This is a genomic window from Klebsiella pasteurii (genome assembly GCF_018139045.1).
Lineage (GTDB): Bacteria > Pseudomonadota > Gammaproteobacteria > Enterobacterales > Enterobacteriaceae > Klebsiella > Klebsiella grimontii.
Window position 1 is genome coordinate 736,394 of sequence record NZ_CP073236.1, and the last position, 24,674, is coordinate 761,067.

At 52.0% G+C, this 24,674-nt stretch carries 27 protein-coding genes and 1 pseudogene; 15 read left to right on the forward strand and 13 right to left on the reverse strand.

Annotated elements, in window-relative coordinates; translation table 11 throughout:
• Positions 1-27: 27 nt before the first annotated feature.
• On the forward strand, positions 28-609 hold the full coding sequence (locus tag KCG39_RS03510) for an outer membrane beta-barrel protein (protein ID WP_004121118.1): 582 nt from the start codon (positions 28-30) through the stop codon (positions 607-609).
• A gap of 202 nt (positions 610-811) precedes the next feature.
• A complete protein-coding gene (locus tag KCG39_RS03515) occupies positions 812-1,375 on the forward strand; it encodes a YagU family protein (RefSeq protein WP_004121116.1) in 564 nt (187 codons plus the stop codon).
• A 51-nt stretch (positions 1,376-1,426) separates the two neighbouring features.
• Here the strand turns inward: KCG39_RS03515 and KCG39_RS03520 are convergent, their stop codons facing one another.
• The 3 genes from KCG39_RS03520 to KCG39_RS03530 form a co-directional block, all read right to left on the reverse strand.
• Complete coding sequence (locus KCG39_RS03520; RefSeq protein WP_004121114.1) at positions 1,427-1,729, reverse strand: PTS sugar transporter subunit IIB; 303 nt, start codon at positions 1,727-1,729, stop codon at positions 1,427-1,429.
• Positions 1,730-1,906: 177 nt separating this feature from the next.
• The gene (locus KCG39_RS03525; protein ID WP_142468213.1) at positions 1,907-2,098 is read right to left on the reverse strand and encodes a hypothetical protein; all 192 of its coding nucleotides are present in this window, start codon (positions 2,096-2,098) and stop codon (positions 1,907-1,909) included.
• A gap of 155 nt (positions 2,099-2,253) precedes the next feature.
• Positions 2,254-2,448 carry a hypothetical protein gene (locus KCG39_RS03530; RefSeq protein WP_004121108.1) on the reverse strand — a complete coding sequence of 65 codons (195 nt, stop codon included), beginning with the start codon at positions 2,446-2,448 and terminating at the stop codon, positions 2,254-2,256.
• Between the two features lie 275 nt (positions 2,449-2,723).
• On the opposite strand from KCG39_RS03530, the gene umuD reads away from it, so the two are divergent.
• Together umuD and umuC are read left to right on the forward strand one after the other, a co-directional pair.
• Positions 2,724-3,146 (forward strand): translesion error-prone DNA polymerase V autoproteolytic subunit, encoded by a 423-nt coding sequence (umuD, locus tag KCG39_RS03535; RefSeq protein WP_004121104.1) that lies wholly within the window; start codon positions 2,724-2,726, stop codon positions 3,144-3,146.
• Positions 3,146-4,411, forward strand: coding sequence for a translesion error-prone DNA polymerase V subunit UmuC (gene umuC / locus KCG39_RS03540; protein WP_112165248.1), 1,266 nt, complete (start codon positions 3,146-3,148; stop codon positions 4,409-4,411). The genes umuD and umuC overlap by 1 nt, the downstream gene beginning before the upstream one ends.
• Before the next feature lie 48 nt (positions 4,412-4,459).
• On the opposite strand, the gene KCG39_RS03545 is transcribed toward umuC, so the two are convergent.
• Positions 4,460-5,551: an oxidoreductase gene (locus tag KCG39_RS03545; protein WP_185910505.1), complete on the reverse strand. Its 1,092-nt coding sequence runs from the start codon at positions 5,549-5,551 to the stop codon at positions 4,460-4,462.
• The gene (locus tag KCG39_RS03550; RefSeq protein ID WP_004121098.1) at positions 5,544-6,287 is read right to left on the reverse strand and encodes a DeoR/GlpR family DNA-binding transcription regulator; all 744 of its coding nucleotides are present in this window, start codon (positions 6,285-6,287) and stop codon (positions 5,544-5,546) included. The genes KCG39_RS03545 and KCG39_RS03550 overlap by 8 nt, the downstream gene beginning before the upstream one ends.
• A 622-nt stretch (positions 6,288-6,909) precedes the next feature.
• Here KCG39_RS03550 and KCG39_RS03555 point away from each other — a divergent pair.
• The 4 genes and pseudogenes from KCG39_RS03555 to dbpA all read left to right on the forward strand — a co-directional run bounded on the left by KCG39_RS03555 (position 6,910) and on the right by dbpA (position 10,700).
• Positions 6,910-7,518, forward strand: coding sequence for a helix-turn-helix transcriptional regulator (locus KCG39_RS03555; protein ID WP_004121096.1), 609 nt, complete (start codon positions 6,910-6,912; stop codon positions 7,516-7,518).
• A 342-nt stretch (positions 7,519-7,860) separates the two neighbouring features.
• The gene (gene zntB, locus KCG39_RS03560) at positions 7,861-8,844 is read left to right on the forward strand and encodes a zinc transporter ZntB (protein ID WP_004121094.1); all 984 of its coding nucleotides are present in this window, start codon (positions 7,861-7,863) and stop codon (positions 8,842-8,844) included.
• A gap of 277 nt (positions 8,845-9,121) precedes the next feature.
• Positions 9,122-9,286: pseudogene (gene ynaL / locus KCG39_RS27955) on the forward strand (proline-rich small protein YnaL); the annotation flags it as partial.
• A gap of 40 nt (positions 9,287-9,326) precedes the next feature.
• Positions 9,327-10,700 (forward strand): ATP-dependent RNA helicase DbpA, encoded by a 1,374-nt coding sequence (dbpA, locus tag KCG39_RS03565; RefSeq protein ID WP_087829559.1) that lies wholly within the window; start codon positions 9,327-9,329, stop codon positions 10,698-10,700.
• A 44-nt stretch (positions 10,701-10,744) separates the two neighbouring features.
• On the opposite strand, the gene ttcA is transcribed toward dbpA, so the two are convergent.
• The 5 genes from ttcA to nifJ all read right to left on the reverse strand — a co-directional run bounded on the left by ttcA (position 10,745) and on the right by nifJ (position 17,746).
• Complete coding sequence (gene ttcA, locus KCG39_RS03570) at positions 10,745-11,680, reverse strand: tRNA 2-thiocytidine(32) synthetase TtcA (protein WP_004121091.1); 936 nt, start codon at positions 11,678-11,680, stop codon at positions 10,745-10,747.
• A gap of 193 nt (positions 11,681-11,873) precedes the next feature.
• A complete protein-coding gene (uspF, locus tag KCG39_RS03575) occupies positions 11,874-12,308 on the reverse strand; it encodes a universal stress protein UspF (RefSeq protein ID WP_004121089.1) in 435 nt (144 codons plus the stop codon).
• An 82-nt stretch (positions 12,309-12,390) separates the two neighbouring features.
• Positions 12,391-12,603 (reverse strand): KTSC domain-containing protein, encoded by a 213-nt coding sequence (locus KCG39_RS03580; protein ID WP_004121086.1) that lies wholly within the window; start codon positions 12,601-12,603, stop codon positions 12,391-12,393.
• Between the two features lie 153 nt (positions 12,604-12,756).
• A complete protein-coding gene (gene ompC, locus KCG39_RS03585) occupies positions 12,757-13,863 on the reverse strand; it encodes a porin OmpC (protein WP_004121085.1) in 1,107 nt (368 codons plus the stop codon).
• A gap of 355 nt (positions 13,864-14,218) precedes the next feature.
• Positions 14,219-17,746 (reverse strand): pyruvate:ferredoxin (flavodoxin) oxidoreductase, encoded by a 3,528-nt coding sequence (gene nifJ / locus KCG39_RS03590; protein WP_004121083.1) that lies wholly within the window; start codon positions 17,744-17,746, stop codon positions 14,219-14,221.
• Between the two features lie 463 nt (positions 17,747-18,209).
• Here nifJ and KCG39_RS03595 point away from each other — a divergent pair, with 463 nt between their 5' ends.
• From KCG39_RS03595 to KCG39_RS03625, 7 genes are all read left to right on the forward strand, one after another.
• Entirely contained in the window at positions 18,210-18,911 is a 702-nt protein-coding gene (locus KCG39_RS03595; RefSeq protein WP_049090298.1) for a S24 family peptidase, read from the forward strand.
• 442 nt (positions 18,912-19,353) lie between these two features.
• On the forward strand, positions 19,354-19,716 hold the full coding sequence (locus KCG39_RS03600; RefSeq protein WP_004121079.1) for a transcriptional antitermination N peptide: 363 nt from the start codon (positions 19,354-19,356) through the stop codon (positions 19,714-19,716).
• Positions 19,717-19,792: 76 nt separating this feature from the next.
• On the forward strand, positions 19,793-20,185 hold the full coding sequence (locus tag KCG39_RS03605; protein WP_004121076.1) for a phage holin family protein: 393 nt from the start codon (positions 19,793-19,795) through the stop codon (positions 20,183-20,185).
• On the forward strand, positions 20,175-20,447 hold the full coding sequence (locus tag KCG39_RS03610; protein WP_032741863.1) for a phage holin family protein: 273 nt from the start codon (positions 20,175-20,177) through the stop codon (positions 20,445-20,447). Before KCG39_RS03605 ends, KCG39_RS03610 begins: the two co-directional genes overlap by 11 nt.
• A gap of 7 nt (positions 20,448-20,454) precedes the next feature.
• Positions 20,455-20,997: a glycoside hydrolase family 108 protein gene (locus tag KCG39_RS03615; RefSeq protein WP_004121074.1), complete on the forward strand. Its 543-nt coding sequence runs from the start codon at positions 20,455-20,457 to the stop codon at positions 20,995-20,997.
• Between the two features lie 506 nt (positions 20,998-21,503).
• Positions 21,504-21,731, forward strand: coding sequence for a hypothetical protein (locus tag KCG39_RS03620; RefSeq protein WP_004121072.1), 228 nt, complete (start codon positions 21,504-21,506; stop codon positions 21,729-21,731).
• Between the two features lie 457 nt (positions 21,732-22,188).
• On the forward strand, positions 22,189-22,461 hold the full coding sequence (locus KCG39_RS03625; RefSeq protein WP_004101621.1) for a putative hemolysin: 273 nt from the start codon (positions 22,189-22,191) through the stop codon (positions 22,459-22,461).
• On the opposite strand, the gene hslJ is transcribed toward KCG39_RS03625, so the two are convergent.
• The 3 genes from hslJ to KCG39_RS03640 all read right to left on the reverse strand — a co-directional run bounded on the left by hslJ (position 22,458) and on the right by KCG39_RS03640 (position 24,659).
• Entirely contained in the window at positions 22,458-22,898 is a 441-nt protein-coding gene (gene hslJ / locus KCG39_RS03630) for a heat shock protein HslJ (protein WP_004121070.1), read from the reverse strand. The genes KCG39_RS03625 and hslJ overlap by 4 nt on opposite strands.
• Before the next feature lie 124 nt (positions 22,899-23,022).
• A complete protein-coding gene (locus KCG39_RS03635; protein ID WP_004112629.1) occupies positions 23,023-24,012 on the reverse strand; it encodes a 2-hydroxyacid dehydrogenase in 990 nt (329 codons plus the stop codon).
• A 149-nt stretch (positions 24,013-24,161) separates the two neighbouring features.
• Positions 24,162-24,659: a DedA family protein gene (locus KCG39_RS03640; protein WP_004121067.1), complete on the reverse strand. Its 498-nt coding sequence runs from the start codon at positions 24,657-24,659 to the stop codon at positions 24,162-24,164.
• Positions 24,660-24,674: the final 15 nt, after the last annotated feature.

Below are 24,674 nucleotides of genomic sequence, written 5' to 3' on the forward strand. Positions count from 1 at the left end.
CGACAACGGGTCGACAACGAGATGATTATGAAGAAGACGCTTATTACGTTAATTATTGCCCATGCTTTTACGGCGACGGCAGCTTTTGCTGCTGCGGAGACAGGAACCTGGTACGCGGGATCTAAATTTGGCTGGTCGCACTACGGCGATTCCAGCACCGATCGGCAAGTCGATGTCGACCGCGATAACGTCGGCGGCGGTGTGTTTACCGGCTATCAGATTAACCCCTGGCTGGCGGTTGAAGGTGGCTATGACTATTTAGGCAATATGGGTATCAATGGTCGCCATGGCGCATCCGGTTCGCAAATGAAAAGTCAGGGACTACAGCTTTCGTTGAAGGCCAGTTATAGCCTGACCAGCGACTGGGATCTTTACGGCCGGGCAGGGATGATGGGCTATCGCGCGGAATCCGACGTGAATGGAAAAAATCGATTTGACACCGGCGTGCGCCCGGTACTGGCTTTCGGCACCGAATATGCATTTAATGACAGATGGTCGGGACGTCTGGAGTACCAGTGGGTCAACAATGTGGGTAACGAAAATCAAATTGGCGTGAGCAGCGATGTAAACTCCATGATGGCGGGCATCAGTTACCGTTTTGGGCAATAAAAGCATCGTCCCGGAAAGAGCGTCCTTTGAATAAAAAGGGGGCTCTTTATCTGCTGGTAATAGACCTATGGTCATAATTACAGTATATAATTGGTCGTCATGGCACCTGAGAAAAGTGTGATCGTGATCAATGTTGATAATCGCCAATGCCCTTAAATATGACACAGGGGAAATAAATGTAATAAATTAATGGTGATTTTTTATGGCGATTAAGGACTTTTTTATACAAACAACACCCGGGCGACGTCGTTATGGCGTAGCGCTATTTGTCGGGGTGATTGCAGGAATTATGTCGGCGTTTGTTAAATGGGGGGCTGAAGTTCCATTACCGCCGCGTACTTTCTCCGGCGGCAGAGATGAGTTTAATCCACCTTATCTTTTCTTACGCGACTATCTGGGAATTGACCCAACGCATACGGTATATACTTTCTCCGAACACATCATCAATCCGGTGATGGTCACGCATATTATATTCTCGCTGGTGTTTGCCGTTGGCTATTGTGTCGTCGCGGAAGTCTTTCCGAAAGTGAAATTATGGCAGGGAGCATGGGCGGGAATTGTCGCCACCATCGCCGTTCACTGGATCTCATTTCCGCTACTGGGGCTGACGCCTTCGTTATTGAATATTCCTGCCGATGAGTATATTTCGGAATTGCTGGGACATATTTTTTGGTTCTGGGCCATTGAGATGATTCGTCGCGATCTTCGCAACCGTATTACCCATGAACCTGACGCCGAAGTACCTCTTGACGCGCCGTTCAGATAATTCATCTCAAAAGAACCCGTGCAGTCACGGGTTCTTTTGACAGGAGAGAGATTACAGCAGCGTATTCAGGGCGAAGTTAAGGATCTTCTCACCATCAAATGAGGCATAGGGCAAACTTTCAATAACGGCAATGTCTTGTGGTGCCTGCGGTGCGCGAGTGAATTGCTCGACCTTATACTGGATATGCGGGGCAACCAGCACGGCATCGTAAGCGGGAGCGACGCTAAAGAAATTTTCAACCCCAACGGCGCTGATTAATAAATCCAGTTGCCGATCGTCAGCAATTTTTTGCATTCTGCGGGCAATAATCCCTGCCGTTTCGCCAAACAAACAGCATATTAATAGTTTTTTCACGGTTTAACCCTCGGTAAGATACCGCAGCTACAATATTCCTCCCTCGGCAACGAAAATGCGCGATGTATCAATATTCCAGGTTAATTTATGAGGATGTTTTTATTCTGCTGGCGAGCATCACAGGCGCTAAAAACGAAGGCCCCTGTGATGCTGGGAATCGCGGGGATAACGCTCAGGCTACTTTTTTTTACGTGAAATCTGAAAGTGATCGCCGGCTCGCGTAAGCTTCGCTCCATTCGTACAGTACTCGATAGCAAAATTAAAAAATTCATCAGAGTCGAGCTCGAAATCCAGTTCGAGTTTAATAGCGTCGCCGGACTGCAGAAGCTGCTTTGCCTGTTCCAGATTACTGGCTTTAACTGTTCCCATCTCTTCACCTCGTTTTAGCGCTGGTGGCGTCCGGGCTTATCCTACAGGCTTTGTTTTACGATCGCGTGACACGGCTTTTCTTATGCTTTCCGCCGTTCGTCCATCGTTACCATCGCTATGCGAATAAGCCGATAGCGATGGTATGGCGTACAATATCAGTCGACGTTATTGAAGTAGTCCCGCGCCGCCGCCTCAACGTTCTTTGCCTCAAGGCCGGTTTTTTCGGTGATTGAGGCAATAAACGGCTTGAACTTCTCCGTCATTACATGCCCTCCGTCCCAATGAGCGACATAAAAGCGGCACTGATAACGATAAAAGTGGAGAGTTTTGTCTCCTAACGTGTAATACATATGAATCTCCGGTTCAGTATGTCGGGTGGACCACAACAGGCTATGAGCAAAGTACGCCTCAACGGATTCTATCCTCCTCCCAATTTGCGGAAATTTCCAGCATGCAGTACAAAACCATCTGTAATACGTACGAGGAAGGCGTCCTGTGCAAACCCGGATGCAAAATTCAGCGCAACTTCAACGTCTTCGCACCAATCTCTGACGGGCGACTTGAAAAACTCGGATGAACTATTGATACTGTATATAAATACAGTATTGTCACGGGTGACTCTAATATGATGTTTTATCAACCGGTTGAATTGCGAAAGATCGTGTCGATTCCGCTGTTTAGCGACCTTGTTTCATGCGGCTTTCCCAGCCCCGCGCAGGATTACATTGAGAAGGGGATAGATCTCAATGAGCTTTGTATCAGCCATCCCGCGGCGACCTATTTTGTCATGGCGACGGGCACGTCAATGGTTGATGCCGGCATTTATGAAGGCACGCTGCTGGTGGTGGACCGTGGCCTGAAAGCGAAACATGGTGATATCATCATCGCCTCCGTCGGCGGCGAGTACACGGTTAAACGCCTCTGTACGCACCCCATCATGCAACTCTTGCCGATGAATCCAGATTTTCCACCCATTGTGCTGCACAACGACGGTGAGGCGCTGGAGATTTTTGGTGTCGTCACTTTCAGCATCAACAGGCTTCGCTGATGTTTGCCCTGGTCGATGTGAATTCATTTTATGCCAGCTGTGAAACGGCCTTTCGCCCTGATTTACGCGGGCGTCCGGTGGTGGTGTTGAGCAACAACGATGGCTGCGTCATCGCCAGGAATCACGAGGCTAAACGGCTGGAGATTCCAATGGGCGCGCCCTATTTCAAAGTGAAATCACAGTTTGAACGCCATCAGGTGGCGGTGTTTAGCAGCAACTATGCCCTTTATGGCGATATGTCCCATCGGGTCATGACGATTCTCGAAGAGCTGGCCCCCGCGGTTCATCAATATTCTATTGATGAAGCGTTCGTGAATTTGGCCGGGATCCATCGTTCTGAGGAGCTTGAGTCATTTGGTCGCCATGTGCGTAGTACATTACTCCAGTGTACCGGTCTGACGGTGGGGGTAGGGATCGGGCCGACGAAAACGCTGGCTAAGCTGGCTAATTATGCGGCCAAAAGGTGGCCAAAGTTCGAGGGCGTGGTCGATCTCTCCTTACCGGTCAGGCAGAGAAAGTTGCTGGAGAAGGTGGTCGTCGGTGAGGTCTGGGGGGTAGGGCGCCGCATTGCGAAAAAGCTCAATGATATGGGGATCAACACGGCGCTTCAGCTGGCCGAGACGCCCGCTTCGCTTATCAGAAAACATTTCAGCGTCGTGATGGAGCGCACCGTGCGGGAACTGAGAGGCGAGCCCTGCCTTGAGCTGGAAGAGTATATGCCGACTAAACAGCAAATTATCTGCTCGCGTTCATTCAGTCAGAAGGTGAGTGAATACGGGGCGATGCGTGAAGCGGTGTGCAGCCATGCGGTCCGCGCCGCCGAGAAGCTGCGCGCGGAGCATCAGTACTGCCGCTATATTTCCGTTTTTGTGAAGACCAGCCCGTTTGCGGGTAATGAAGTCTATTACGGCAATGATGCCGGCACGAAAATCCACATCCCGACCCAGGATAGCCGGGATATCATCGCGGCGGCGCTAAAATGCCTGGATACCATCTGGCGAGAGGGATACCGATATCAAAAGTGCGGCGTGATGCTGGGCGATTTCTTTAGCCAGGGGGTGGCGCAGTTAGGCCTGTTTGACGACTATCGGCCGCGCGCGAATAGTGAACAGCTGATGACGGTTCTTGATTCTGTTAATCGACGTGAAAAAGGCCGGCTCTGGTTTGCCGGGCAGGGGATAGAGCGCAGCTGGGAGATGAAGCGGCAGATGCTGTCGCCAGCCTACACCACCCGGCTCAGCGATTTGCTGCGGGTGAAACTGTAGGCTGGCATTAAAGGGGGGCGACTATCCCTCAGACATATTGCGCAGCGCTTATTGCAGACCCGCCAGTTCATCTGCGGTCAGCGCGAGAGTTTGCGTTGTACCGCTCTCGGCGGATTGCACAGCCGCTTCCAGCACCGCCATCACGGCGAGCGCCTCTAATGGCGATACCGGATTGTTGATTTTGCCGGTCAGCGCGTCGCGGACGTGAATATAGTACTGGCGCTGATCGCCTCGTGGCGCGCTGATTTCACTGGCGCGCAGGTCCGCGTCAAACACCACCAGGCTATCGTCGTCCGCGCCCCAGCTTTCGCTGCCCGGAATCACGCCCGCCAGCAGCTGGCTCTCCTGCTGGTCTGCGCGTTGTTTGACGGCGCTGCCTTTATCGCCATGGACGGTAAAGCGCGATACGCCACCTGCGACCAGCATGCTGCAGTGCAGAATCACTTTGTGCTGCGGATAGTTCAGCACCACGTGCGCCCAGTCATTGATCTCCGCGCCTTCACGCAGAGTGGCGATGTTCCCCTGCACCGACTGCGGCAGGCCGAACAGCTGCAGCGCCTGGTCGATCAGATGCGGGCCTAAATCAAACCACAGGCCGCTGCCCGGTACGTTCTGCTCCCGCCAGCGGACGCGTACTTCCGGGCGGAAGCGGTCAAAATGGGATTCAAAATGTTTAACTTTTCCGATGAGCTCCTGTTCGATAACCTGCTTCACGGCCAGATAATCGCTGTCCCAGCGGCGGTTATGGAACACTGACAGCACCCTCTGTTTCTCTTCCGCGAGCGCAATCAGTTCGCGGGCTTCCTGCATATCAAGAGTAAACGGTTTGTCGACAACGACGTGCTTGCCGGCGTTTAAGGCCAGACGGGCAAGCGAAGCGTGGGTGGCGTTAGGAGAGGCGATAACCACCAGATCGACATCCGGATGCTGAATGGCCTCTTCAGGCGATGCGATGACGGTGACATTCGGCAGGTCGCGTTTCACTTTATCTTCATCGCGCGAGGCGACAATCGCCAGATTCAAGCCGTTGACGGACTGGATCAGCGGAGCATGAAAAGTTTTTCCGACGAATCCGTAGCCAATCAGGGCAATATTAATATTCTTACCGTTAGTCATAAGCATCTCCGCGTTCTTAAGCATCAGCGATAGTGAGTTGTATTGAGCCGTTATCCTTCAGTTCTTCCCATGGACGATCAAGAAAGAGCTGATGGATGTCGGCGAGTCCGGCAACCAGCCAGGGCTCGCAGTGATTGAGTTTCATATGATCGGCCACCAGCCAATGTTCCGCGCTGGCCGCCAGCATGGCGCGCTTAACTTCAGCGTCCGCCTCCTGGCTGGCGCTGAGGCCGAGATCGGCATGGAGCGCGCAGGCGCCGAGAATAGCGATATCCGCCCGATAGCGTTCCAGTAGCGAAACCGTAGCGCTACCGGCAAAAAGGCGCTGCTGCATATCCCATTTCCCCCCCAGCAAAATAAGCTGAATATCCGCACGCGCGCTGAAGTGCTGGGCGATATCCAAAGAGGTGGTGATCACCGTCATCGGGCCCTGTATCTGAGCGGCGACGGCCAGCACGGTACTCCCCGCGTCAAGGAACAGCGTGGATCCGCCGGGGATTTTCTCCGCCACCATTTTACCTAAGCGCTGCTTGATATCCGGTAGCAGCGTATTCCTGTTCTGGCGATTCATGATGGAGAGATTGAGCGCGATAGCGCCGCCGTGGTTTTTCTGGGCCAGCCCCTGTTTCTCGAGGTCGCTGAGATCGCGGCGCAGCGTATCTGCAGAAACCTGCAGGTTATCGACCAGCTCACTGATAGTGACCTGGCCTTTTTCGCTAAGAATATCAATTAGATATTTCTGTCTGGCCGTTTTGTGCATAATCTAAACCCGCAAAATGCTGCAATAAATCGCATAATACAGCATTTTACCGAAAAAGGAATGCGCCGAACGTGATGCCCCACAGAGGTGACGTTTTGTTGAATGCTTACGCAGGATAGTTTGTCACTCTCCCATTTTTCCGCCGGGGAGTCCTCCCCTCTGGCAGCCAATAACCTCTGAGAAGATCAACAATGCAAGTTATGAATAGTCTAAAATTATACCGAAAAATAACTTGAGTTAATGAGTGTATTTAGATGAGAATTCACTTCAGCCGTAATAGCGTTGGTTTTTACGATGCTTGATTGTAAGCCGGCCGGCCTGGCTGGCGACGCTCCGGCGAGCGTAAATATAATCCATGTGAATGGTATAAGGTTTTTTGCAATATCCTTTTTTAGTCAAGATGAGGGATATTAATCCACAGCGGGGCGGGGAGGTTTTAATTAGCCCGTGTGATTCGCTGCGCCAGAACGCTATTTCTACTTAAATTTCGTGGGGCGCCAGTTCTCAGGTCGAAAAATAATGTTTATTTATATCGTGTTTTGTAAAACGACGATAGCGGTACTTTGCGTATCGTTAGCTGTCTGGATAATACTTGATTTACTATCTTCAGCAGGCTAAGCCAATGTTGAATATCGTCATTAAAAATAACAATCAGTTTTTTAATTTAGGATTTCACTTTATATTACAGAGCATCTTCCCGGAGTACTCATTATCTACACAATGTGCTGCATCGCTTAATGAACGGATCGTGCAGGATGCTGATGTGGTCGTGCTGGATTTATGCCGCGGAGCTGAATTCGTATGTCATCCGGAGTTGTTAAATCGGAAACCGGGATTGCTGATTGGCCTGGTTGCCAGGCAAAATCAACGGGGGAGAGGCGCTTTGCCGCTCTGCCTGGAAGAGATCGTCTTTGTTGGGCGCGATGAGAAAATCTCTCAGGTTATGGCGAAAATTAAACTCTCATGGATTCTGGTTCCACCGGCAGCGGAACAAAAATCGGTGTTACGATGCGAGCGTTGCCCGCAGAGAAGGCTATCTCCACAGCAGCGAATCATCGCGGCGGCAATCTACCAGGGGCTAACGGTGAACGCGATTGCCCGAGAACTTTCGCTTTGCAATAAAACGGTTTTTGCACATAAGCGTCTGATTATGTCTAAATTTCATCTACGCAACGACTTAGACCTGCTGCTATTTCTGCGCTATCTGAATAGCGCCAAAGGCCACAGTTAAACTTGCAAAGCAGCAATATCGCTCTATTATTATTTTGCTTATTAACATAGAGGAAAAAAGTATGTGTACCCATTTGCATGACAACGCTCGTCAATACGCAGAAGAGAAAAAGTGAACGGCTCCTGCTAGCCTGCCTTCCCGTCAGCCCAGCGTCTGGCGGAGAGTGATAATGCAGGTTAGACACAGTATTGCAAGGTACATCCACAACCCGCCGCCGGCGGGTTCTTTTTTTCAGACTCCTCGTTTTTCGCCAGTGAATTCAGCAGCATGCCCTGATTAGCTCTTGCGTAACCGTCGCGTAAGGCTAGACTACGGAAATGTGCATGAGTTAACGGAGGTCCAGTGGACGCCATTAAGGGATCGGAACTGAACGTGCCGGATGCCGTTTTTGCATGGGTGTTCGACGGGCAGGGCGGCGTAAAGCCGTTGGTCGATAGTGACACCATTGATAAAGAGCATCCTTGCTGGCTGCATCTCAACTATACCCATGTTGATAGCGCGGAATGGCTGGCATCAACGCCGCTGCTGCCCAATAACGTGCGCGATGCGCTGGCCGGCGAGAGCACTCGCCCGCGTGTGACGAGGATTGGCGATGGGGCTTTAATCACGCTGCGCTGTATTAACGGCAGTACCGATGAGCGCCCGGACCAACTGGTCGCGATGCGTCTTTATATGGACGAGCGTTTGATTGTCTCCACCCGGCAGCGCAAAGTCCTGGCGCTGGATGATGTGCTCGGCGATTTGCGTGAGGGAAACGGCCCGGTTGACGGCGGCGGCTGGCTGGTGGATGTTTGCGATGCGCTAACCGATCACGCCAGCGAGTTTATCGAGCAGCTTCACGACCGGATTATCGATCTGGAAGATGATTTGTTGGATCAGCAGGTCCCGCCGCGCGGTTTCCTCGCGTTACTACGTAAACAGCTTATCGTCATGCGCCGCTATATGGCGCCGCAGCGTGATGTGTATGCAAGGCTTGCCAGCGAGCGTCTGCCGTGGATGACGGACGACCATCGGCGACGGATGCAGGATATTGCCGAACGTCTGGGACGAGGTCTGGATGAGATTGATAGCTGCATCGCCCGCACGGCGATCATGAGCGATGAAATCGCGCAAATTATGCAGGAGTCGCTATCGCGTAGAACTTATACGATGTCGCTGATGGCAATGGTTTTTCTACCCAGCACTTTTTTAACCGGACTCTTTGGCGTCAACCTCGGCGGCATTCCCGGCAATAGCTGGCATATGGGTTTTTCTATTTTCTGCATAATGTTAGTCGTTCTCATTGGGGGTGTTACATGGTGGTTGCATCGTAGTAAATGGTTGTAAAGAATCGTCTTTTGGCGCGGTGATGATGATGAAAATCCGGCAATGTTTGAGCGAAATCAATAAACTGTCTACCCATTCAGGGCAATATCTCTCTCGCAGGTGAATGCAACGTCAAGCGATGGGCGTTGCGCTCCATATTGTCTTACTTCCTTTTTTGAATTACTGCATAGCACAATTGATTCGTACGACGCCGACTTTAATGAGTCGGCTTTTTTTTGCGCTCTGTTTCTCAGCTTCTACGCTTAACTGGTGTACCCGTCCATAACCGGGAGTCAATATGCGTATTCATTCGCTGAACTCAATCCCCATTCCGCCGGAACCCAACGATCCTGTACCGGTCCACGATCCTAAACCCCGCCCGCGCCCGTTACCCGACCCACCGCCTGACGATGAGCCGATTAAATTGTCGCATCGGGAGCGGAGATCTGCGACGATACGCGCCAGCAGATTGTCCGCCCCTAAATGTAATGCGAGAAATAATTGTGACCGCTTTTTCAACTCTGAATGTTTTGCCCGCCGCCCAGCTCACTAACCTGAATGAACTGGGGTATCTTTCGATGACCCCGGTTCAGGCGGCGGCTTTGCCGGCTATTCTTGCGGGTAAAGATGTCCGCGTGCAGGCAAAAACCGGCAGCGGTAAAACGGCGGCATTCGGCCTCGGATTGCTCCAGCACGTTGACGCTTCTCTGTTCCAGACGCAGTCGCTGGTGCTGTGTCCGACCCGCGAACTGGCGGATCAGGTCGCTGGTGAGCTGCGTCGTCTGGCGCGCTTTCTGGCGAATATTAAAATTTTGACCCTCTGCGGTGGCCAGCCTTTCGGCGCCCAGCGCGACTCGCTACAGCATGCGCCGCATATTATCGTCGCCACGCCGGGGCGTTTGCTCGATCACCTGCAAAAGGGCACCGTGTCGTTGGACGCGCTACAAACGCTGGTGATGGACGAAGCGGACCGCATGCTGGATATGGGGTTTAGCGACGCCATTGATGAAGTGATCCGCTTTGCGCCGGCTTCGCGCCAGACGCTGTTGTTTTCCGCTACCTGGCCGGAAGCGATCGCGGCGATTAGCGGCCGTGTGCAGAACAACCCGCAGACCATTGAAATTGATGCCGTTGATGCGTTGCCAGCTATTGAGCAGCAGTTTTTTGAAACTTCGCAACACGGAAAAATCACGCTGTTGCAAAAGCTGCTGAGCCAGCATCAGCCCGCTTCCTGTGTGGTGTTCTGCAATACCAAAAAGGATTGTCAGACTGTCTGCGATTCGCTAAACGCCGCTGGCCAGAGCGCTCTGTCGCTGCACGGCGATCTTGAACAGCGCGACCGCGACCAGACGCTGGTACGCTTTGCTAACGGGAGCTCGCGCGTGCTGGTAGCGACCGACGTTGCCGCCCGCGGGTTAGATATCAAGTCGCTCGAGCTAGTGGTGAACTACGAGCTGGCCTGGGACCCGGAGGTTCACGTGCACCGCATTGGTCGTACCGCTCGCGCGGGCGAAAGCGGTCTGGCGATTAGCCTCTGCGCGCCGGAAGAGGCGCAGCGCGCGAATATTCTTGCAGAAATGTTGCAAACAAAGCTCAACTGGATGAACGGGCCGGCAAATAGCACTATTGTGCCGCTGCAGGCAGAGATGGCCACGCTGTGCATTGATGGCGGAAAAAAAGCGAAGATGCGCGCGGGCGATGTACTGGGGGCGTTGACCGGTGATATCGGCCTTGATGGCGCGGACATCGGCAAGATCGCCGTTCATCCGGCGCATGTCTACGTTGCCGTGCGCCAGGGCGTAGCGCATAAAGCGTTTAAGCAGCTGCAAAACGGGAAGATTAAAGGTAAGACCTGCCGGGTTCGTTTGCTGAAATAAGCGCGAAAAAAGCGTCTCAGGCGCGCGCCTGAGACGTAAAGACGTTATTTTACTTCCACCACATTCAGGCGCAGTTCATCCAACTGCGCGTCATCCTCTTCCGGCTGCCAACCGGCCGGCTGCATCGGGATCTCTTCGCGATCGAACGCCAGGTCGCCGCCGTCAATCACCGCAGAACCGTGATGAATGCCCTTAAAATCGAACAGGTTAACGTCGCTAAGATGGGAAGGCACCACGTTCTGCATCGCGCTAAACATCGTTTCGATGCGCCCTGGATAGCGTTTGTCCCAGTCGCGTAGCATATCGGCAATCACCTGGCGCTGGAGGTTGGGCTGCGAACCGCACAGATTACACGGAATAATCGGAAAACCTTTCGCCTGGGAGAAACGCTCAATATCTTTTTCCCGGCAGTAGGCCAGCGGGCGAATCACGATATGTTTACCGTCGTCGCTCATCAACTTCGGCGGCATACCTTTCATCTTCCCGCCGTAGAACATGTTCAGGAACAGGGTCTGCAGGATATCGTCGCGGTGGTGGCCCAGGGCGATTTTGGTCGCGCCCAGCTCAGAAGCGGTGCGGTAAAGAATGCCGCGGCGCAGACGTGAGCAGAGCGAGCAGGTGGTTTTACCTTCCGGAATTTTTTCTTTAACAATGCCGTAGGTATTTTCTTCAACAATCTTGTATTCAACGCCCAGCTGCTCAAGATATTCCGGCAGGATATGTTCGGGGAAGCCCGGCTGTTTTTGATCGAGGTTGACCGCCACGAGGGAGAAGGAAATTGGCGCGCTTTTCTGCAAGTTGCGCAAAATCTCCAGCATGGTGTAGCTGTCTTTACCGCCGGAGAGGCAAACCATGATGCGGTCGCCTTCTTCAATCATATTAAAATCGGCAATGGCCTCGCCGACGTTACGGCGCAGGCGCTTCTGCAATTTGTCGATATTGTATTTTTCTTTCTTGCTAATTTCTTGATTCTGCAGCATTTAATAATGGCTCAATTCATAGTGTGGCATCAGAAGCGCACGCGTTCTGCCAGCATGATTATGGCATTCTGCTGGTGCGTAGCATGTGGCGTGTATGGTACGGATTAGCGAAGGGAATGTCAGCACATTTAAGGTTAAATAAGCCCGGCGGGATAAAAGACAAAAAGCCCGCACAGCGGCGGGCAGAGTCGGTTTACCGCACGACCAGCACCGAACATTCCGCATGGCGGACAACGGCGGCGGCGTTAGAGCCCAGCAGGTAGGTGGTGATATCGGGACGGTGCGAAGAGATAATCACCAGGTCCGCGGGAAGAGACTTCGCCATAGCAAGGATTTTATCTTTCGGCGAGCCCTCTGAAACGTGAAAGTGGATACGGTCTTCGGGGATATTAAACTTTTTCACAATCTCTTTGAGCCGCGATTCCGATTCGGCTTTGAGGTCATCCATCGCCGGCAGCTCTGCGGTGTAGGCCATTCCCAGCGAAGCGTAATAGGGAAGGGAGGGAATGACGGTCAGGAAATGCACCTCGGCATCATCGATTCTGGCTTCAGCTTCAACATGCTTGATAACGCGATCGGTTAATTCTGTATCAGAAATATCGATGGGCACAAGAATCATTCTGTTCATAAAACCTCCTGTTTAAGTAACCACTTAAAGTGTAGGTCATCCAGGCGATTATTGTACATTGCGCGCAATCACACTTTGGCCATCAGGCGCAGCGGCGTTCGGTAAATTTTCCTTTAATGACGCCATCGTAAAAACGACCTTTAGAAACCACCAGGAGAAAGTCGCGGAAAATGCGCGGCGGGACACCGATATACTGCAGCGTTTGGTTATCGCGAAAACGGATTTCAAGAATGCCGGCGGACTCATCATAGGCGACGGAGGTGATTCGGGATGAGGTTACGGGGTGATGTTGCATGGCGGGCGTCCTCTACGGCTGCGGCAATTCCAGGTAGCAATATATCATTTAACGGACGATTATTTTAAGGTAATCGATATATTGTTTTGCTTTGAATGCCGGCGATGGCAGGGAGGGGAAGAGAAAGCCCGCCGTTGCCAGCGGGCCCGGACATTAGAACTGGTAAACCAGGCCTAATGCGACGACGTCATCCGTAGAGATGCCGTTGTTAGAATAGAAGCTATCGTCTTCATCCAGCAGGTTGATTTTGTAATCAACGTAGGTAGACATATTACGGTTGAAGTAATAAGTCGCGCCAATGTCAGCATATTTAACCAGATCTTTGTCGCCATCGGTTTTGCTCAAATCTTTACCTTTAGACATCAGGAAAGAAACCGCCGGACGCAGACCAAAGTCGAACTGATACTGCGCAGTCACTTCGAAGTTCTGGGTTTTATTGGCAACGCCGTTACCGTCGCCGTAAGGCGTCATGTTGCGGGTTTCGGAATACATGGTCGCCAGATAGATGTTGTTGGCATCATATTTCAGGCCGGTGGTCCACGCTTCCGCTTTGTCACCGCCTGCGGTGGTCCGGGTCATCTGATCATTGGTACGGTCAGAAGAGGTGTATGCGGCAGCTGCGCTGATGCCCATACCGAAATCATAAGAAGTTGACAGACCAAAACCGTCGCCGTTGGCGTTACGTACGCTGCGATCGCCGTTGTTGGTGCCTTCACCGCTGCCGGCGTTTTCATTTTTACCCTGATACTGCAGGGCGAAGTTCAGGCCGTTAACCAGACCGAAGAAGTCATTGTTACGGTAGGTTGCAACGCCGTTAGCGCGGCCGGTCATAAAGTTATCGGCTTGGGAGTAGGAGTCGCCACCGAATTCTGGCAGCATATCGGTCCAGCCTTCTACGTCGTACAGTACGCCGTAGTTACGGCCATAGTCGAATGAACCGTAGTTAGCGAATTTCAGACCCGCAAACGCCAGACGGGTCCAGGACTGGTTGTCGGCGCCTTCGGTGTTGTTCGCCTGAACGTTATATTCCCACTGACCGTAGCCGGTCAGCTGATCGTTAATCTGAGTTTCGCCTTTGAAGCCAAGACGGACGTAGGATTGATCGCCATCTTTAGATGAATCATCGGAGAAATAATGCAGACCGTCTACCTTGCCATAGAGGTCCAGTTTATTTCCGTCTTTATTATAAATCTCAGCAGAGTGAGCAGCGCCAGCAGCTAATAATGCCGGGATAACGAGGGCCAGTACTTTTCTTTTCATTTAGACAATCCTTTAACGGTTTTTGTTTTAGCTTCCTCCTGGGAAGTGAACTCATGCTAAAGGAGCAAATAGAGATATGGTAAGTATCAATTGTTACGATATAAGTAAAATCTAAAATAAATAATTCAGATGAAATGATGATAATTATAATGAATGATTTGGCAGAAAATATACAAAATAAAAATTATACATGACGATTTTAATATCGTATTATCTGCTCGTTATATGCCTTTTATTGTCATTCAAGAATTTATATTGCCCTCGTTCCTGAGAATGGTTTTTGTTGAGCGGTAAAGCGACAAGCCCGAATGAATATTCGGGCTTTTTTTATGCGCGGATAAAAAATGGCAGCGAATTAGCTTTCGCTGGTGGGTTTTTCCGCCTTACCGGCCAACTGCGCCAGGAAGTCATAGCGTTTTTGTAGATCCGCGGTCGCATCTTTCCACAACTGTTCCGCAACTTCCGGCTGCTGCGCGTTCAGGCGACGGAAACGCTGTTCGTTCAGGAGCGTTTCGGCCAGCGCGTCTGACGGCGGACGGGAGTCCAGCGCCAGCGGAAGTTTACCTTCATCGGCACGACGCGGGTCAAAGCGATACAGCGGCCAGAATCCGGTCGCGGTCAGCTGACGCATCTGATCGTGGCTTAACGCCAGATCGTAACCGTGTTCTTCGCAAGGACTGTAGGCAATAATCAGCGATGGTCCCGGATACGCTTCCGCTTCCTGAATCGCTTTTACCGTTTGGTTGAGCTGCGCGCCAAGGGAAATTTGCGCCACATAAACATGACCGTACATCATCATGCTGACCCCAAGGTCTTTACGCGCTTTACGCTTGCCGTGCTCGCCAAATTTAGTCACCGCACCCAGCGGGGTAGCCTTCGATGCCTGGCCGCCGGTGTTGGAATAACATTGGGTATCGAGCACCAGAATATTGACGTTTTCGGTCAAGCTCAGCACGTGGTCGAGACCGCCAAAGCCGATATCGTAGGCCCAGCCGTCGCCGCCGATTAGCCAGATAGATTTCTCGACCAGTGCGTCGGCGTCGGTTAACAGTTCCTTCGCTCCTTCTTCATTTGCCAGCACCTTGCGCAGTTCGTCCACCTGTTCGCGGCGTACCTCAGGCGTGGCCTCCGCGTGCAGCGCCTCGTTAAGCTCAGGCGGGAGTTTATCGACGAACTGCGATAGCAGACGCATTACGCGCTGACGATGCTGGTCGACGGTAAGGCGGAAGCCGAGGCCAAATTCGGCATTATCCTCGAATAGCGAGTTGGCCCATGCCGGCCCGCGGCCGTTGGCATCGGTGGTGTACGGCGTGGAAGGGAGGTTGCCGCCGTAAATCGATGAACAGCCGGTGGCGTTGGCAATCAGCATCCGGTCGCCGTAGAGCTGAGTCAGCAGCTTGATATACGGCGTTTCGCCGCAGCCGGAGCAGGCGCCGGAGTATTCAAACAGCGGACTGATCAGCTGCGAAGTGCGGATATCGATACGTTCCAGCTTGCTGCGGTCCATTTCCGGCAGATTGAGGAAGTAGTCATAATTGACTTTCTCCTCTTCAACATGTTCAAGGCGCGACATCATATTGATGGCCTTGATTTCCGGGTTCTGCCGATCTTTTGCCGGACAAACCTCGACGCACAGATTACAGCCGGTGCAATCTTCAGGCGCGACCTGCAGAACGTATTTCTGGCCGCGCATATCGCGGGATTTGACGTCCAGGGAGTGCAGACTGGACGGGGCATTTTCCATCGCCTCCGGGGTGACCACTTTCGCGCGGATTGCCGAGTGCGGGCAGGCGGCCACGCAGTGGTTGCACTGGGTACAAAGCTCTTCCTTCCAGATAGGGATCTCTTCGGCGATATTACGTTTTTCCCAGCGGGTGGTGCCCATCGGCCAGGTACCATCCGGCGGCAGGGCGGAGACCGGCAGCGCATCGCCGAGCCCGGCCAGCATGGCGGCGGTCACGGTTTTGACGAAATCCGGTGCGGCGTCGGAGACGACCGGCGGGCGATTCGGGCTGTTGGCATCGACCTGCTGCAGCGGCACTTCCGCCAGCGACTCGCGGGCCAGGGCCAGCGCCTGCCAGTTGCGTTCGACCAGTTCCTGACCTTTGCTGCTGTAGCTTTTCGCAATCGCGCCCTGCAGTTCCGCCAGCGCGCTATCACCCGGCAGGATCTGCGTCAGATGGAAAAACGCCATCTGCATAACGGTGTTGATGCGCGCGCCGAGGCTGCACTCGCGGGCGATTTTGGCCGCGTTAACGATATAAAACCGCGCTTTTTTCTGATTCAGCGTGGCCTGGACTTCCTGCGGCAGGCGCGACCAGACTTCCTCGGCGCTGTATGGGGTATTGAGCAGGAAAATACCGCCCGGCTTAAGACGCTCAACCATCTGATACTTGTCGATAAACTGCAGCTGGTGACAGCCAACGAAATCGGCCTGCGAAATCAGATAGGAAGAACGAATCGGCTTCTCGCTGACGCGCAAATGGGAAACCGTCAGGCCGCCAGCTTTTTTCGAATCATAGACGAAATAGCCTTGCGAGAACCACGGCGTCGAGTTACCGATAATCTTGATATTGTTTTTGGTGGCCGAGACGCTGCCGTCGCTGCCGAGCCCGTAAAACAGGGCTTCCAGCTTCGCCTCCGACGGCAGGGTATTTTCTACCAGCGGCAGGGAAAGGTTGGTGACGTCATCGTAGATGCCGACGGTAAAGCGTGGTTTGGGTTTGGCGGCGCTCAGTTCGTTGAAAATCGCCAGCACGCACTCCGGTCCGAACTCTTTTGATGAGAGACCATAGCGGCCGCCAATGGTACGCGGCAGCGTTTCCCGCTCGCCGCGGTTAAAGGCTTCCGCCAGCGCGGTCATCACGTCGAGATACAGTGGCTCAGCCTGGGCGCCCGGTTCCTTGGTTCGGTCAAGCACCGCAACGGCGCGGGCGCTAACCGGCAGCGCTTCCAGCAGATGGGCAGCGGAGAAGGGGCGATAAAGACGAACTTTCAGTACACCGACTTTTTCACCGCGGCTCAGCAGTTCATCAACCACTTCCTCACAAGTGCCGATTGCGGAGCCCATAATCACGATAACGCGCTCGGCCTGCGGATGTCCGTAGAACTCAAACGGTTTGTACTGACGCCCGGTGGCGACGGCAAAATCGTTCATTGCCGTTTCAACGTGTGCGTAAACCGCGTCGTACCACGGGTTAGTCGCTTCACGTGACTGGAAGTAGGTATCCGGATTAGCTGAGGTGCCGCGGATTACCGGATGTTCGGGGTTCAGGGCGCGCTGGCGATGTTCATCGATTTTATCCTGCGGTAGCAGGCTGAGGAGGGTATCGTCCGCCAGCGGGGCGATTTTGTTGATTTCGTGCGAGGTGCGGAAACCATCAAAGAAATGAATAAATGGCACCCGGCTTTGCAGGGTGGCGATATGCGAAATTAGCGCAAAATCCTGGGCTTCCTGGACGCTGCTGGCGCAGAGCATCGCGCAGCCGGTCTGGCGCACGGCCATGACGTCCGAGTGATCGCCAAAGATAGAGAGCGCGTGGGTTGCCACGGTGCGGGCGGCGACGTGCAGCACAAACGGCATCAGCTGGCCGGCCAGTTTGTACAGCGTCGGGATCATCAGCAGTAAACCCTGCGATGAAGTAAAAGAGGTCGAAAGGGCACCGGTTTGCAGCGCGCCGTGTACGGCGCCGATTGCCCCGGCTTCCGACTGCATTTCGACGACGCGGGGAACATCGCCCCAGACGTTTTTCAGCCCGTTGCCCGCCCAGGCGTCCGCCTGCTCCGCCATCGTGGAGCTGGGCGTGATCGGGTAGATGGCGATAACTTCACTGGTGCGAAACGCGACTGAAGCAACCGCGCCATTACCGTCGATAGTGATCATATCAATACTCACATTGCTAAATGTTTGATAAAAAATGTTTTTATGCCCATAGATACATTCTGAGCACTCGCTTATCTATTCTGCATTCTGCGCAACCGCTATCGGCGCGATTTCACCGGTAGCGTAAAAGTTCGTTTCTCCCTGCATGGTTACGGGCAGGGGGGACCGGGTTTGCGAATTACTGTCTAAGTATAGACTCCGGAGGAACATGATTTTTTGATCTCCAGTAGCGACAAAATCCATAGTTCAGATAAATTAATTCAACGTATTACATAGGTATCCACGTATGAGCGACACCCTACACCAAAATCAATGGCGTCATTTTTCCATAAGTAGCAGTGTGGCGAATTCCGCCAGTCAAAGGGTCCTGACCGACAATACTGCCTTAATTACCTGTAGGTAATTTATTCGGGTTTTGCTATATTTTAGATACCTGATGGTAAATGGCGTTAGAATCATTGCGATGGATAAATACGAAATCAGACGACAGCGGTTGCTCTATATCCGTGATAATTTATGCGGTGGTAAGGCCGTTGATGTGGCCCGAACTCTTGGACGGGAGCCTTCTTACGTCTCAAGAATGCTCTACCCCGAAGGTAAAAAGCAAAAGAAAAGGATAGCTGACGAGATGGTCGAACTTATTGAATCTTCGTTCAATCTTCCCCGCGGATGGATGGACGGTATCACCGGGAATATTGATATCGAGCGAGAACCGGTAGAGGATTCGCCACAGATGCCATATGTCATTGAGGTTCTGGATGCCCAGGCCAGCGCAGGGCCGGGCTGCATTGTCTCCAGTGAGGTTGATGAAACGGTCAGCAGTATCACCTATGACTCTGCCGGCGCGCTGCGGCTTTTTGGTAACAGGCCCGCAGAGCATATCAAGGTGATCACCGTATCCGGAGATAGCATGTCCGGCACCATTGAGACCGGTGACTACATTTTTGTCGATGTCTCGAAAGACTACTTTGAAGGCGATGGCATTTACGTCTTTTCCTTTAAAGGCGCGGTGCTGGTGAAGCGACTTCAGTTCACGGCGGATGGCCTGCTTGTTCACTCGGATAACAGTAAATATGCAGACTGGACGATTGGCGAGAGCCATGAACAGTATCTGAAGATCATTGGTCGCGTGATTTATAGCCACAGCGTTAAACGCTTCGTTTAAAGGCGCGCATTGCCCCGCAGGTCGCCATTCGTACTGAGTTCAGCCGATAAGTTTTAACCAGGTATGTCGCGTGTAAGCCGGGCATACCTGCGTCATCGCCCCTCCTCCTGTGAGACGCTGTTCATCACAACCCCCTCGGACCTTTTCAGTTTTTTTACGCGGTAGACCACTTTTTTCAAAAAAAATTTCAATGTTTTCAATTCATTAATGTGTTTTTGTCATAAAGTATACCCATGGGTATTTATTTTTAAATAACCCTGAGGTATTCTTTTGTCATCAGCTTGATAGGCAGCACTATCTGGATGATGAAATACAACGATTCATAACTGAATCTACGTGGCTGAAAAGCCAGCGCCATGGCGCAGTGCGCTTTGGGGTAAAGCCATTGGCAAGGATCCGATTGCCAATGGCATTCCGCCAAAGCCCATTAAAGGAGACCGCAATGTCCCGTAAAACCGCGTTTAATGGCTCCGCTGCGGGTAGACGTCGCGCGCAGCGTTCCCACTTACAAAATCCGCAAACGCTCAGTTCCGATCTTATCCACCGGCCCACCCCTTCCCGCGCTCAGATTCAGGCAAAAGGGAAGCACCATACGCCTGAACGTATTGAGGACGCATTGCCGATTAAATTTGTGGCGCAGGATATTTTTTGGCAGCGCGAGGAATATAAACGGCAAATTGAGCGAGCGACCATCATTTATCAGCAAGAATTTGCCCACCAGTATGCGCAGCCAGGAGCCTGGCTCTTCGAGAGGGCAATTTATGCGCTTGGTTTGCAAAAAAGAAAGAAAGTAACGGCGAGGTAACACCTTAGTGCCAGGAAAAATGACCCTGCGCTTCGTTATTTACCATCATAACTCATAGTGAAAGAAGGGAGGGTATATGTCCGATCCTGTTTCCGGTACGTCGATAATTGTTGCTGGTGGATTAATGGGCGCTGGTATGTTTGGCCTGGTGACAGGTATTGATTATGGCGTTGTATTTGGCGCGTTTGCTGGCGCGGTATTTTATGTTGCGACGGCGGTTAATATCACACGTTTTAGACTCGCTGCCTATTTTATGACTTCTTTTATCGTCGGTGTTCTGGGTTCCGGGTTAATTGGGACAAAGTTGGCGATCTGGACAGGATATAGTGATAGACCGTTAGACGCGTTAGGCGCCGTACTGATATCCGCGCTGATTATTAAGATACTTACGTTCCTGAATAATCAAGAACTAACCGACCTATATAAAATACTTACCCGCAACAATAGTGGGCGCCCGAATGGGAAATGAACTGCCCGCGCTGCTTAATGCCATTCTCTGCGCTTTGATCACCCTAACCTTAATGTTTTATCGGCGCGCCCGGTACAGGAGGTATCGACCATGGATATCGTATACGGCTTATTTGCTGGTAATCACTTATGCCAGCATACCGTTTCGTTATCTCTTCGGCTTGTATACGTCGACCCACTGGTTGGTGGTTACCGTGAATTTTTTTGTCTTTATTGCCGTGTTCCTGGTGAGGGGGAATATCGCGCATTTAATCGATAAATGAGGAATAAATGACTAAAGATGAGATTTTTAATGCCATTCTGGAAAAGGAGGGCGGTTATGTAAATCATCCTGATGATAAAGGAGGTCCGACAAACTGGGGGATTACTCAAGTCACCGCACGGGCTCATGGTTATGATGGCGATATGCAAAAACTGACGCGCCAACAGGCGCTGGATATTCTCAACGCTGACTACTGGATTGCGCCCCGGTTCGATCATGTTGCTGAAATATCTACCGCGATCGCTGAAAAACTGTGTGATGCCGGGGTCAATATGGGGCCTGTTCTGCCGGGTAAGTGGCTTCAACGCTGGTTAAATGCTTTTAATCATCGTGGGGTACTTTATCCGGATCTTATAACCGATGGTGTTATTGGCCCCAGAACCTTAAATGCCTTGAGCCATTATGTTATTCGAAGAGGCAGTGAAGGGGAGCGTGTATTGCTCCGGGCATTAAACTGTAGCCAGGGGCAGTATTATCTGGAGTTAGCAGAAAAAAGTGAGGTTAATAAATCATTTATATATGGTTGGTTGCGAACACGAGTATCTATGTAGTTTCTATTTTATTAATCTAATCATTTCAGTAATCGAAATCTGGAGAAATTGAATATGTATAAGCCGTGGCGGGCGCCCCGCCTCACACCGGTAACAGTACGCCGGCACCGGTGACCCCTGTACATACTGGCACGGAGGTAAAGCAGGCGGTCCGGTTCAGAATCTGGACTGGAAGGCGGCAATCATTGACCGTGCAGGCATTGATAAGGTGAAACTACATACAGGTCGTTTTGCTGAATCAGATGCCAATAAAGTGATGATTGACAGGCTAGAAAAAATTATAAAAGGTGAGCTCCAGGCTACTGATACCGATAAGAGATACTACACTCATGAGGTCAGAGAACTGGAGCGCTACAAGCTGCTTGGCGTTAAAGATAGCGCTCTGCTGAGGTATGGAATAATACTCATACAGCCACTCTGGAGGACTATAAATTAGGTAATAGAAACTCTTTATATACACCAGAAGCGCTGAAAGCAGCAGAAGAACAAGAGTTGAGGGGTTTCAAGTGATTGATTTTGAACGTATAGTGGCAGAGCAGACGCTCGAGGATATTATTCTCAACTTAACCAGGAATGAGAATGGCTTTGGTTATCCTCAAATGGATCGTTTTTTCAGTCGTTATAAGTTTTCAGTAATAGAAAGTGGGGAGTTTATGAGGACCTTTGAACAGATGCGTCAAAAAGGCGTGGTCGTATGGGGCGAAAAAATGCTTGTCAAAAAAGGTCCCAATTAGCAAGAGCCAAAATTCGTCACTGAAAAGAAATACGGTATTCAATAACTTTCATATTTGAAGAATTGCCAGCACATCCCCTGCTGGCTTTTTTTATGTTTGACTGTGACGAGTCCCTGCCGAGTAGAGCCATTCAACTCTGAAGATTGTCGCTGATAGGAATGAAAGTGATTTGGATGCTCACCAGTGAGTCAAAGAAGCTAAGATTGAACGCACAGGAAATAATCTTGCAGAACAAAGAACTACCTATTTAACTGTCGGGAAACTATCGCCTCACCATGATGCTTCTCAGTTGTACAGAGATTAATGTGCTCATGCTGAGAGGCTTCTGACGCCAAAAAATTTGCTAATAAATGTTAACACAACGCATAAATACGTACTTCGCCTCTCGACGCGGCGCGCTGAGCTGCCTATTATCCTTAGGCTTGTCCATTTTAAGATGTATCTGAGGGGAGAGAAGATGCGAGCTGCGTTTTTAGTGGGATGTGCTGCGCTGTTACTGTCGGCGTGTAGTAGCAATGATGAACCTGTTCAGCAGGCAACGGCGGCGCACGTATCGCCGGGAATGCGCGCTGCGATGAGCAGCTCCGGCCAGGCAAACTGCGCCATGGTTGGCGGCTCGTTATCGGTGGCCCGCCAGCTTGATGGCTCCGCTATCGGCATGTGCGCATTGCCGAACGGCAAGCGCTGCAGCGAGCAGGCGCTGGCAGGCGGAAGCTGCGGTAACTATTAATTCATCAGGTCGGCGAGCTTATACACCAGCGTCTGGTCGGCGGTCGCCAGCGTTAGCTGCGTTTCCGTCAGGTCGACCTGCGCGCCTTCGCGCAGCATTTTGCTCAGCGTGGCGTCCAGGGCGTTAAGCTGCGAGTCTGTGCAGAGCATGCGGGTCATTGCCAGCTCTTCAACCTTCAGCTCGCCGTCAGAGACTTTGCCCGTGCCGCTGAAGCGGTTGCACATATTACCTGAAACAGACATCTTGCCCGTAATGGGCATCTTTTCGCCGAAGCTCAGCTCCTGCGGCTTATCCGCGGCATTCAGCGGCTGCCCGTTAACGCTGGTCAGCACAAAACGGTGGTGCTGAAGCTGTTCCGCTCTGGTCGACACCTTGCTGTTATAAACGCAGCCCGATAGCAACATTCCCACCGCCAGCAGCGCAGCATACTTGTTCATTTAATCTCCATAAATATTTATCGTATTAATAAATGAAGGGATTGTAACTTTATCGCAGGCAATTTCTGTGGGGATTATCTGAATGTGCCCCCCGCGAAGGGGGAGCACAAAAGGGCAAGGAAAATCAGACCAGTGCGTTAGGACAGGTTTCGCCTGCATCCACTTGACGCAGGTTGTCGAGGGTGGTTTGCGAAATGCTGATCAACGCTTCCGCGGTCAGAAACGCCTGGTGACCGGTAAACAGGACGTTATGGCAGGCGGAGAGACGGCGGAACACATCATCCTGAATCACGTCATTAGACTTATCTTCAAAGAACAGATCGCGTTCGTTCTCATACACGTCCATCCCCAGCGCGCCAATTTTCTGATGCTTCAGGGCGTCGATCGCTGCCTGCGAATCGATGAGCGCGCCGCGGCTGGTGTTGATGATCATCACCCCGTCTTTCATGCGATCGAACGCGGCATGGTTCAGCAAATGGTAGTTTTCATCGGTCAGTGGGCAGTGCAGTGAGATAACATCGGACTCCCGGTACAGGGTTTCAAGATCGACATACTCCACGCCCATATCCAGCGCGGCGGCGCTTGGGTAGGGATCAAACGCCAGCAGACGCATACCGAAACCTTTAAGAATGCGCAGCGCGGCGACGCCGATTTTACCGGTGCCGATAACGCCGGCGGTTTTACCGTGCATGGTGAAACCGGTCAGCCCTTCCAGAGAGAAGTTCGCGTCGCGGGTGCGCTGATAGGCACGGTGAATGCGGCGGTTCAGCGACATCATCATGCCGATCGCGTGCTCAGCGACCGCCTCCGGCGAGTAGGCCGGGACGCGCACCACCCGCAGGCCCAGCTCTTTGGCGGCATCGAGGTCAACGTTGTTGAACCCCGCGCAGCGCAGCGCGATGTACTTCACGCCGTGGGCTTTTAGTTCTTCAAGTACCGGGCGGCTACCGTCATCGTTTACGAAGATACACACCGCTTCACAGCCGTTGGCGGTTTTGGCGGTTTTTTCGGTTAGCAGGAAGTCAAAAAACTCCAGTTCAAAGCCATATGCATCATTAACATGCTGCAGATACTTCTTGTCGTACTGTTTTGTACTATACACAGCGATTTTCATAAGACTTTTCTCCAGTGATAATACCGTCACGGTAGCATAATTAAAATAATCTTACAAATGTTAAAAACTAGTTTAATCAGCAGGTTATAGTAATAATTCTAGAGCATATCGCGGTGTTAAGAAATCTCTTTAAAAGACAATACCTTTCATCAAAAGCTGAGGCTTAACGCGCCTGGCGCCAGCAGGATAAGCGGCCAGAGCAGCCCGGAGCTGACGTTGGCGAGCTGAAACTGCCAGAGAGAGGTGCCGCTGGCGCCGGTTACCAGTGGCACGGTGGCGCGAAGCGGAGAGAGAAAGCGGCTAAAAAAGACTGCCCACGCGCCGTGGCGGCGCAGGAACAACTGGCCGCGAGCGAGGCGTTCGGCATTAAGCCAGCGGATACGATGCAGATGGTACCGGTAGCGGTAGCCCGTCAGCCACGAGAGCCAGAATCCGCCGATAGCGCCGAGGCTGGCGCTCATCCACATTAACAGGAAATGTCCCGGGCTGGCCGATGCCAGGGTGCCGAACAGCAGTAGCCCGGAGGTGCCCGGGATCAGCAGCGAGATGACGGCGCAGGATTTAGCGAACGTCATCAGGAAAACCATCAGCAATACCAATGAATAGCGGCTCTGAGCGTATTCCATCAGCGAGATAATTAAGTCCACAGCACAATCCGTTTA

Bases quoted from the DNA above. Each gene is read 5' to 3' on its own strand.
- KCG39_RS03610 (WP_032741863.1), top strand. From the start codon at position 20,175: ATGGGAAATGAACTGCCCGCGCTGCTTAATGCCATTCTCTGCGCTTTG.
- KCG39_RS03615 (WP_004121074.1), top strand. From the start codon at position 20,455: ATGACTAAAGATGAGATTTTTAATGCCATTCTGGAAAAGGAGGGCGGT.
- hslJ (WP_004121070.1), bottom strand. From the start codon at position 22,898: ATGAACAAGTATGCTGCGCTGCTGGCGGTGGGAATGTTGCTATCGGGC.
- KCG39_RS03625 (WP_004101621.1), top strand. From the start codon at position 22,189: ATGCGAGCTGCGTTTTTAGTGGGATGTGCTGCGCTGTTACTGTCGGCG.
- KCG39_RS03530 (WP_004121108.1), bottom strand. From the start codon at position 2,448: ATGTATTACACGTTAGGAGACAAAACTCTCCACTTTTATCGTTATCAG.
- KCG39_RS03515 (WP_004121116.1), top strand. From the start codon at position 812: ATGGCGATTAAGGACTTTTTTATACAAACAACACCCGGGCGACGTCGT.
- KCG39_RS03605 (WP_004121076.1), top strand. From the start codon at position 19,793: ATGTCCGATCCTGTTTCCGGTACGTCGATAATTGTTGCTGGTGGATTA.
- umuD (WP_004121104.1), top strand. From the start codon at position 2,724: ATGATGTTTTATCAACCGGTTGAATTGCGAAAGATCGTGTCGATTCCG.
- KCG39_RS03555 (WP_004121096.1), top strand. From the start codon at position 6,910: ATGTTGAATATCGTCATTAAAAATAACAATCAGTTTTTTAATTTAGGA.
- KCG39_RS03510 (WP_004121118.1), top strand. From the start codon at position 28: ATGAAGAAGACGCTTATTACGTTAATTATTGCCCATGCTTTTACGGCG.
- KCG39_RS03580 (WP_004121086.1), bottom strand. From the start codon at position 12,603: ATGCAACATCACCCCGTAACCTCATCCCGAATCACCTCCGTCGCCTAT.
- KCG39_RS03525 (WP_142468213.1), bottom strand. From the start codon at position 2,098: ATGGGAACAGTTAAAGCCAGTAATCTGGAACAGGCAAAGCAGCTTCTG.
- ttcA (WP_004121091.1), bottom strand. From the start codon at position 11,680: ATGCTGCAGAATCAAGAAATTAGCAAGAAAGAAAAATACAATATCGAC.
- umuC (WP_112165248.1), top strand. From the start codon at position 3,146: ATGTTTGCCCTGGTCGATGTGAATTCATTTTATGCCAGCTGTGAAACG.
- uspF (WP_004121089.1), bottom strand. From the start codon at position 12,308: ATGAACAGAATGATTCTTGTGCCCATCGATATTTCTGATACAGAATTA.
- KCG39_RS03545 (WP_185910505.1), bottom strand. From the start codon at position 5,551: ATGCTTAAGAACGCGGAGATGCTTATGACTAACGGTAAGAATATTAAT.
- KCG39_RS03600 (WP_004121079.1), top strand. From the start codon at position 19,354: ATGTCCCGTAAAACCGCGTTTAATGGCTCCGCTGCGGGTAGACGTCGC.
- KCG39_RS03635 (WP_004112629.1), bottom strand. From the start codon at position 24,012: ATGAAAATCGCTGTGTATAGTACAAAACAGTACGACAAGAAGTATCTG.
- KCG39_RS03550 (WP_004121098.1), bottom strand. From the start codon at position 6,287: ATGCACAAAACGGCCAGACAGAAATATCTAATTGATATTCTTAGCGAA.
- nifJ (WP_004121083.1), bottom strand. From the start codon at position 17,746: ATGATCACTATCGACGGTAATGGCGCGGTTGCTTCAGTCGCGTTTCGC.
- ompC (WP_004121085.1), bottom strand. From the start codon at position 13,863: ATGAAAAGAAAAGTACTGGCCCTCGTTATCCCGGCATTATTAGCTGCT.
- KCG39_RS03595 (WP_049090298.1), top strand. From the start codon at position 18,210: ATGGATAAATACGAAATCAGACGACAGCGGTTGCTCTATATCCGTGAT.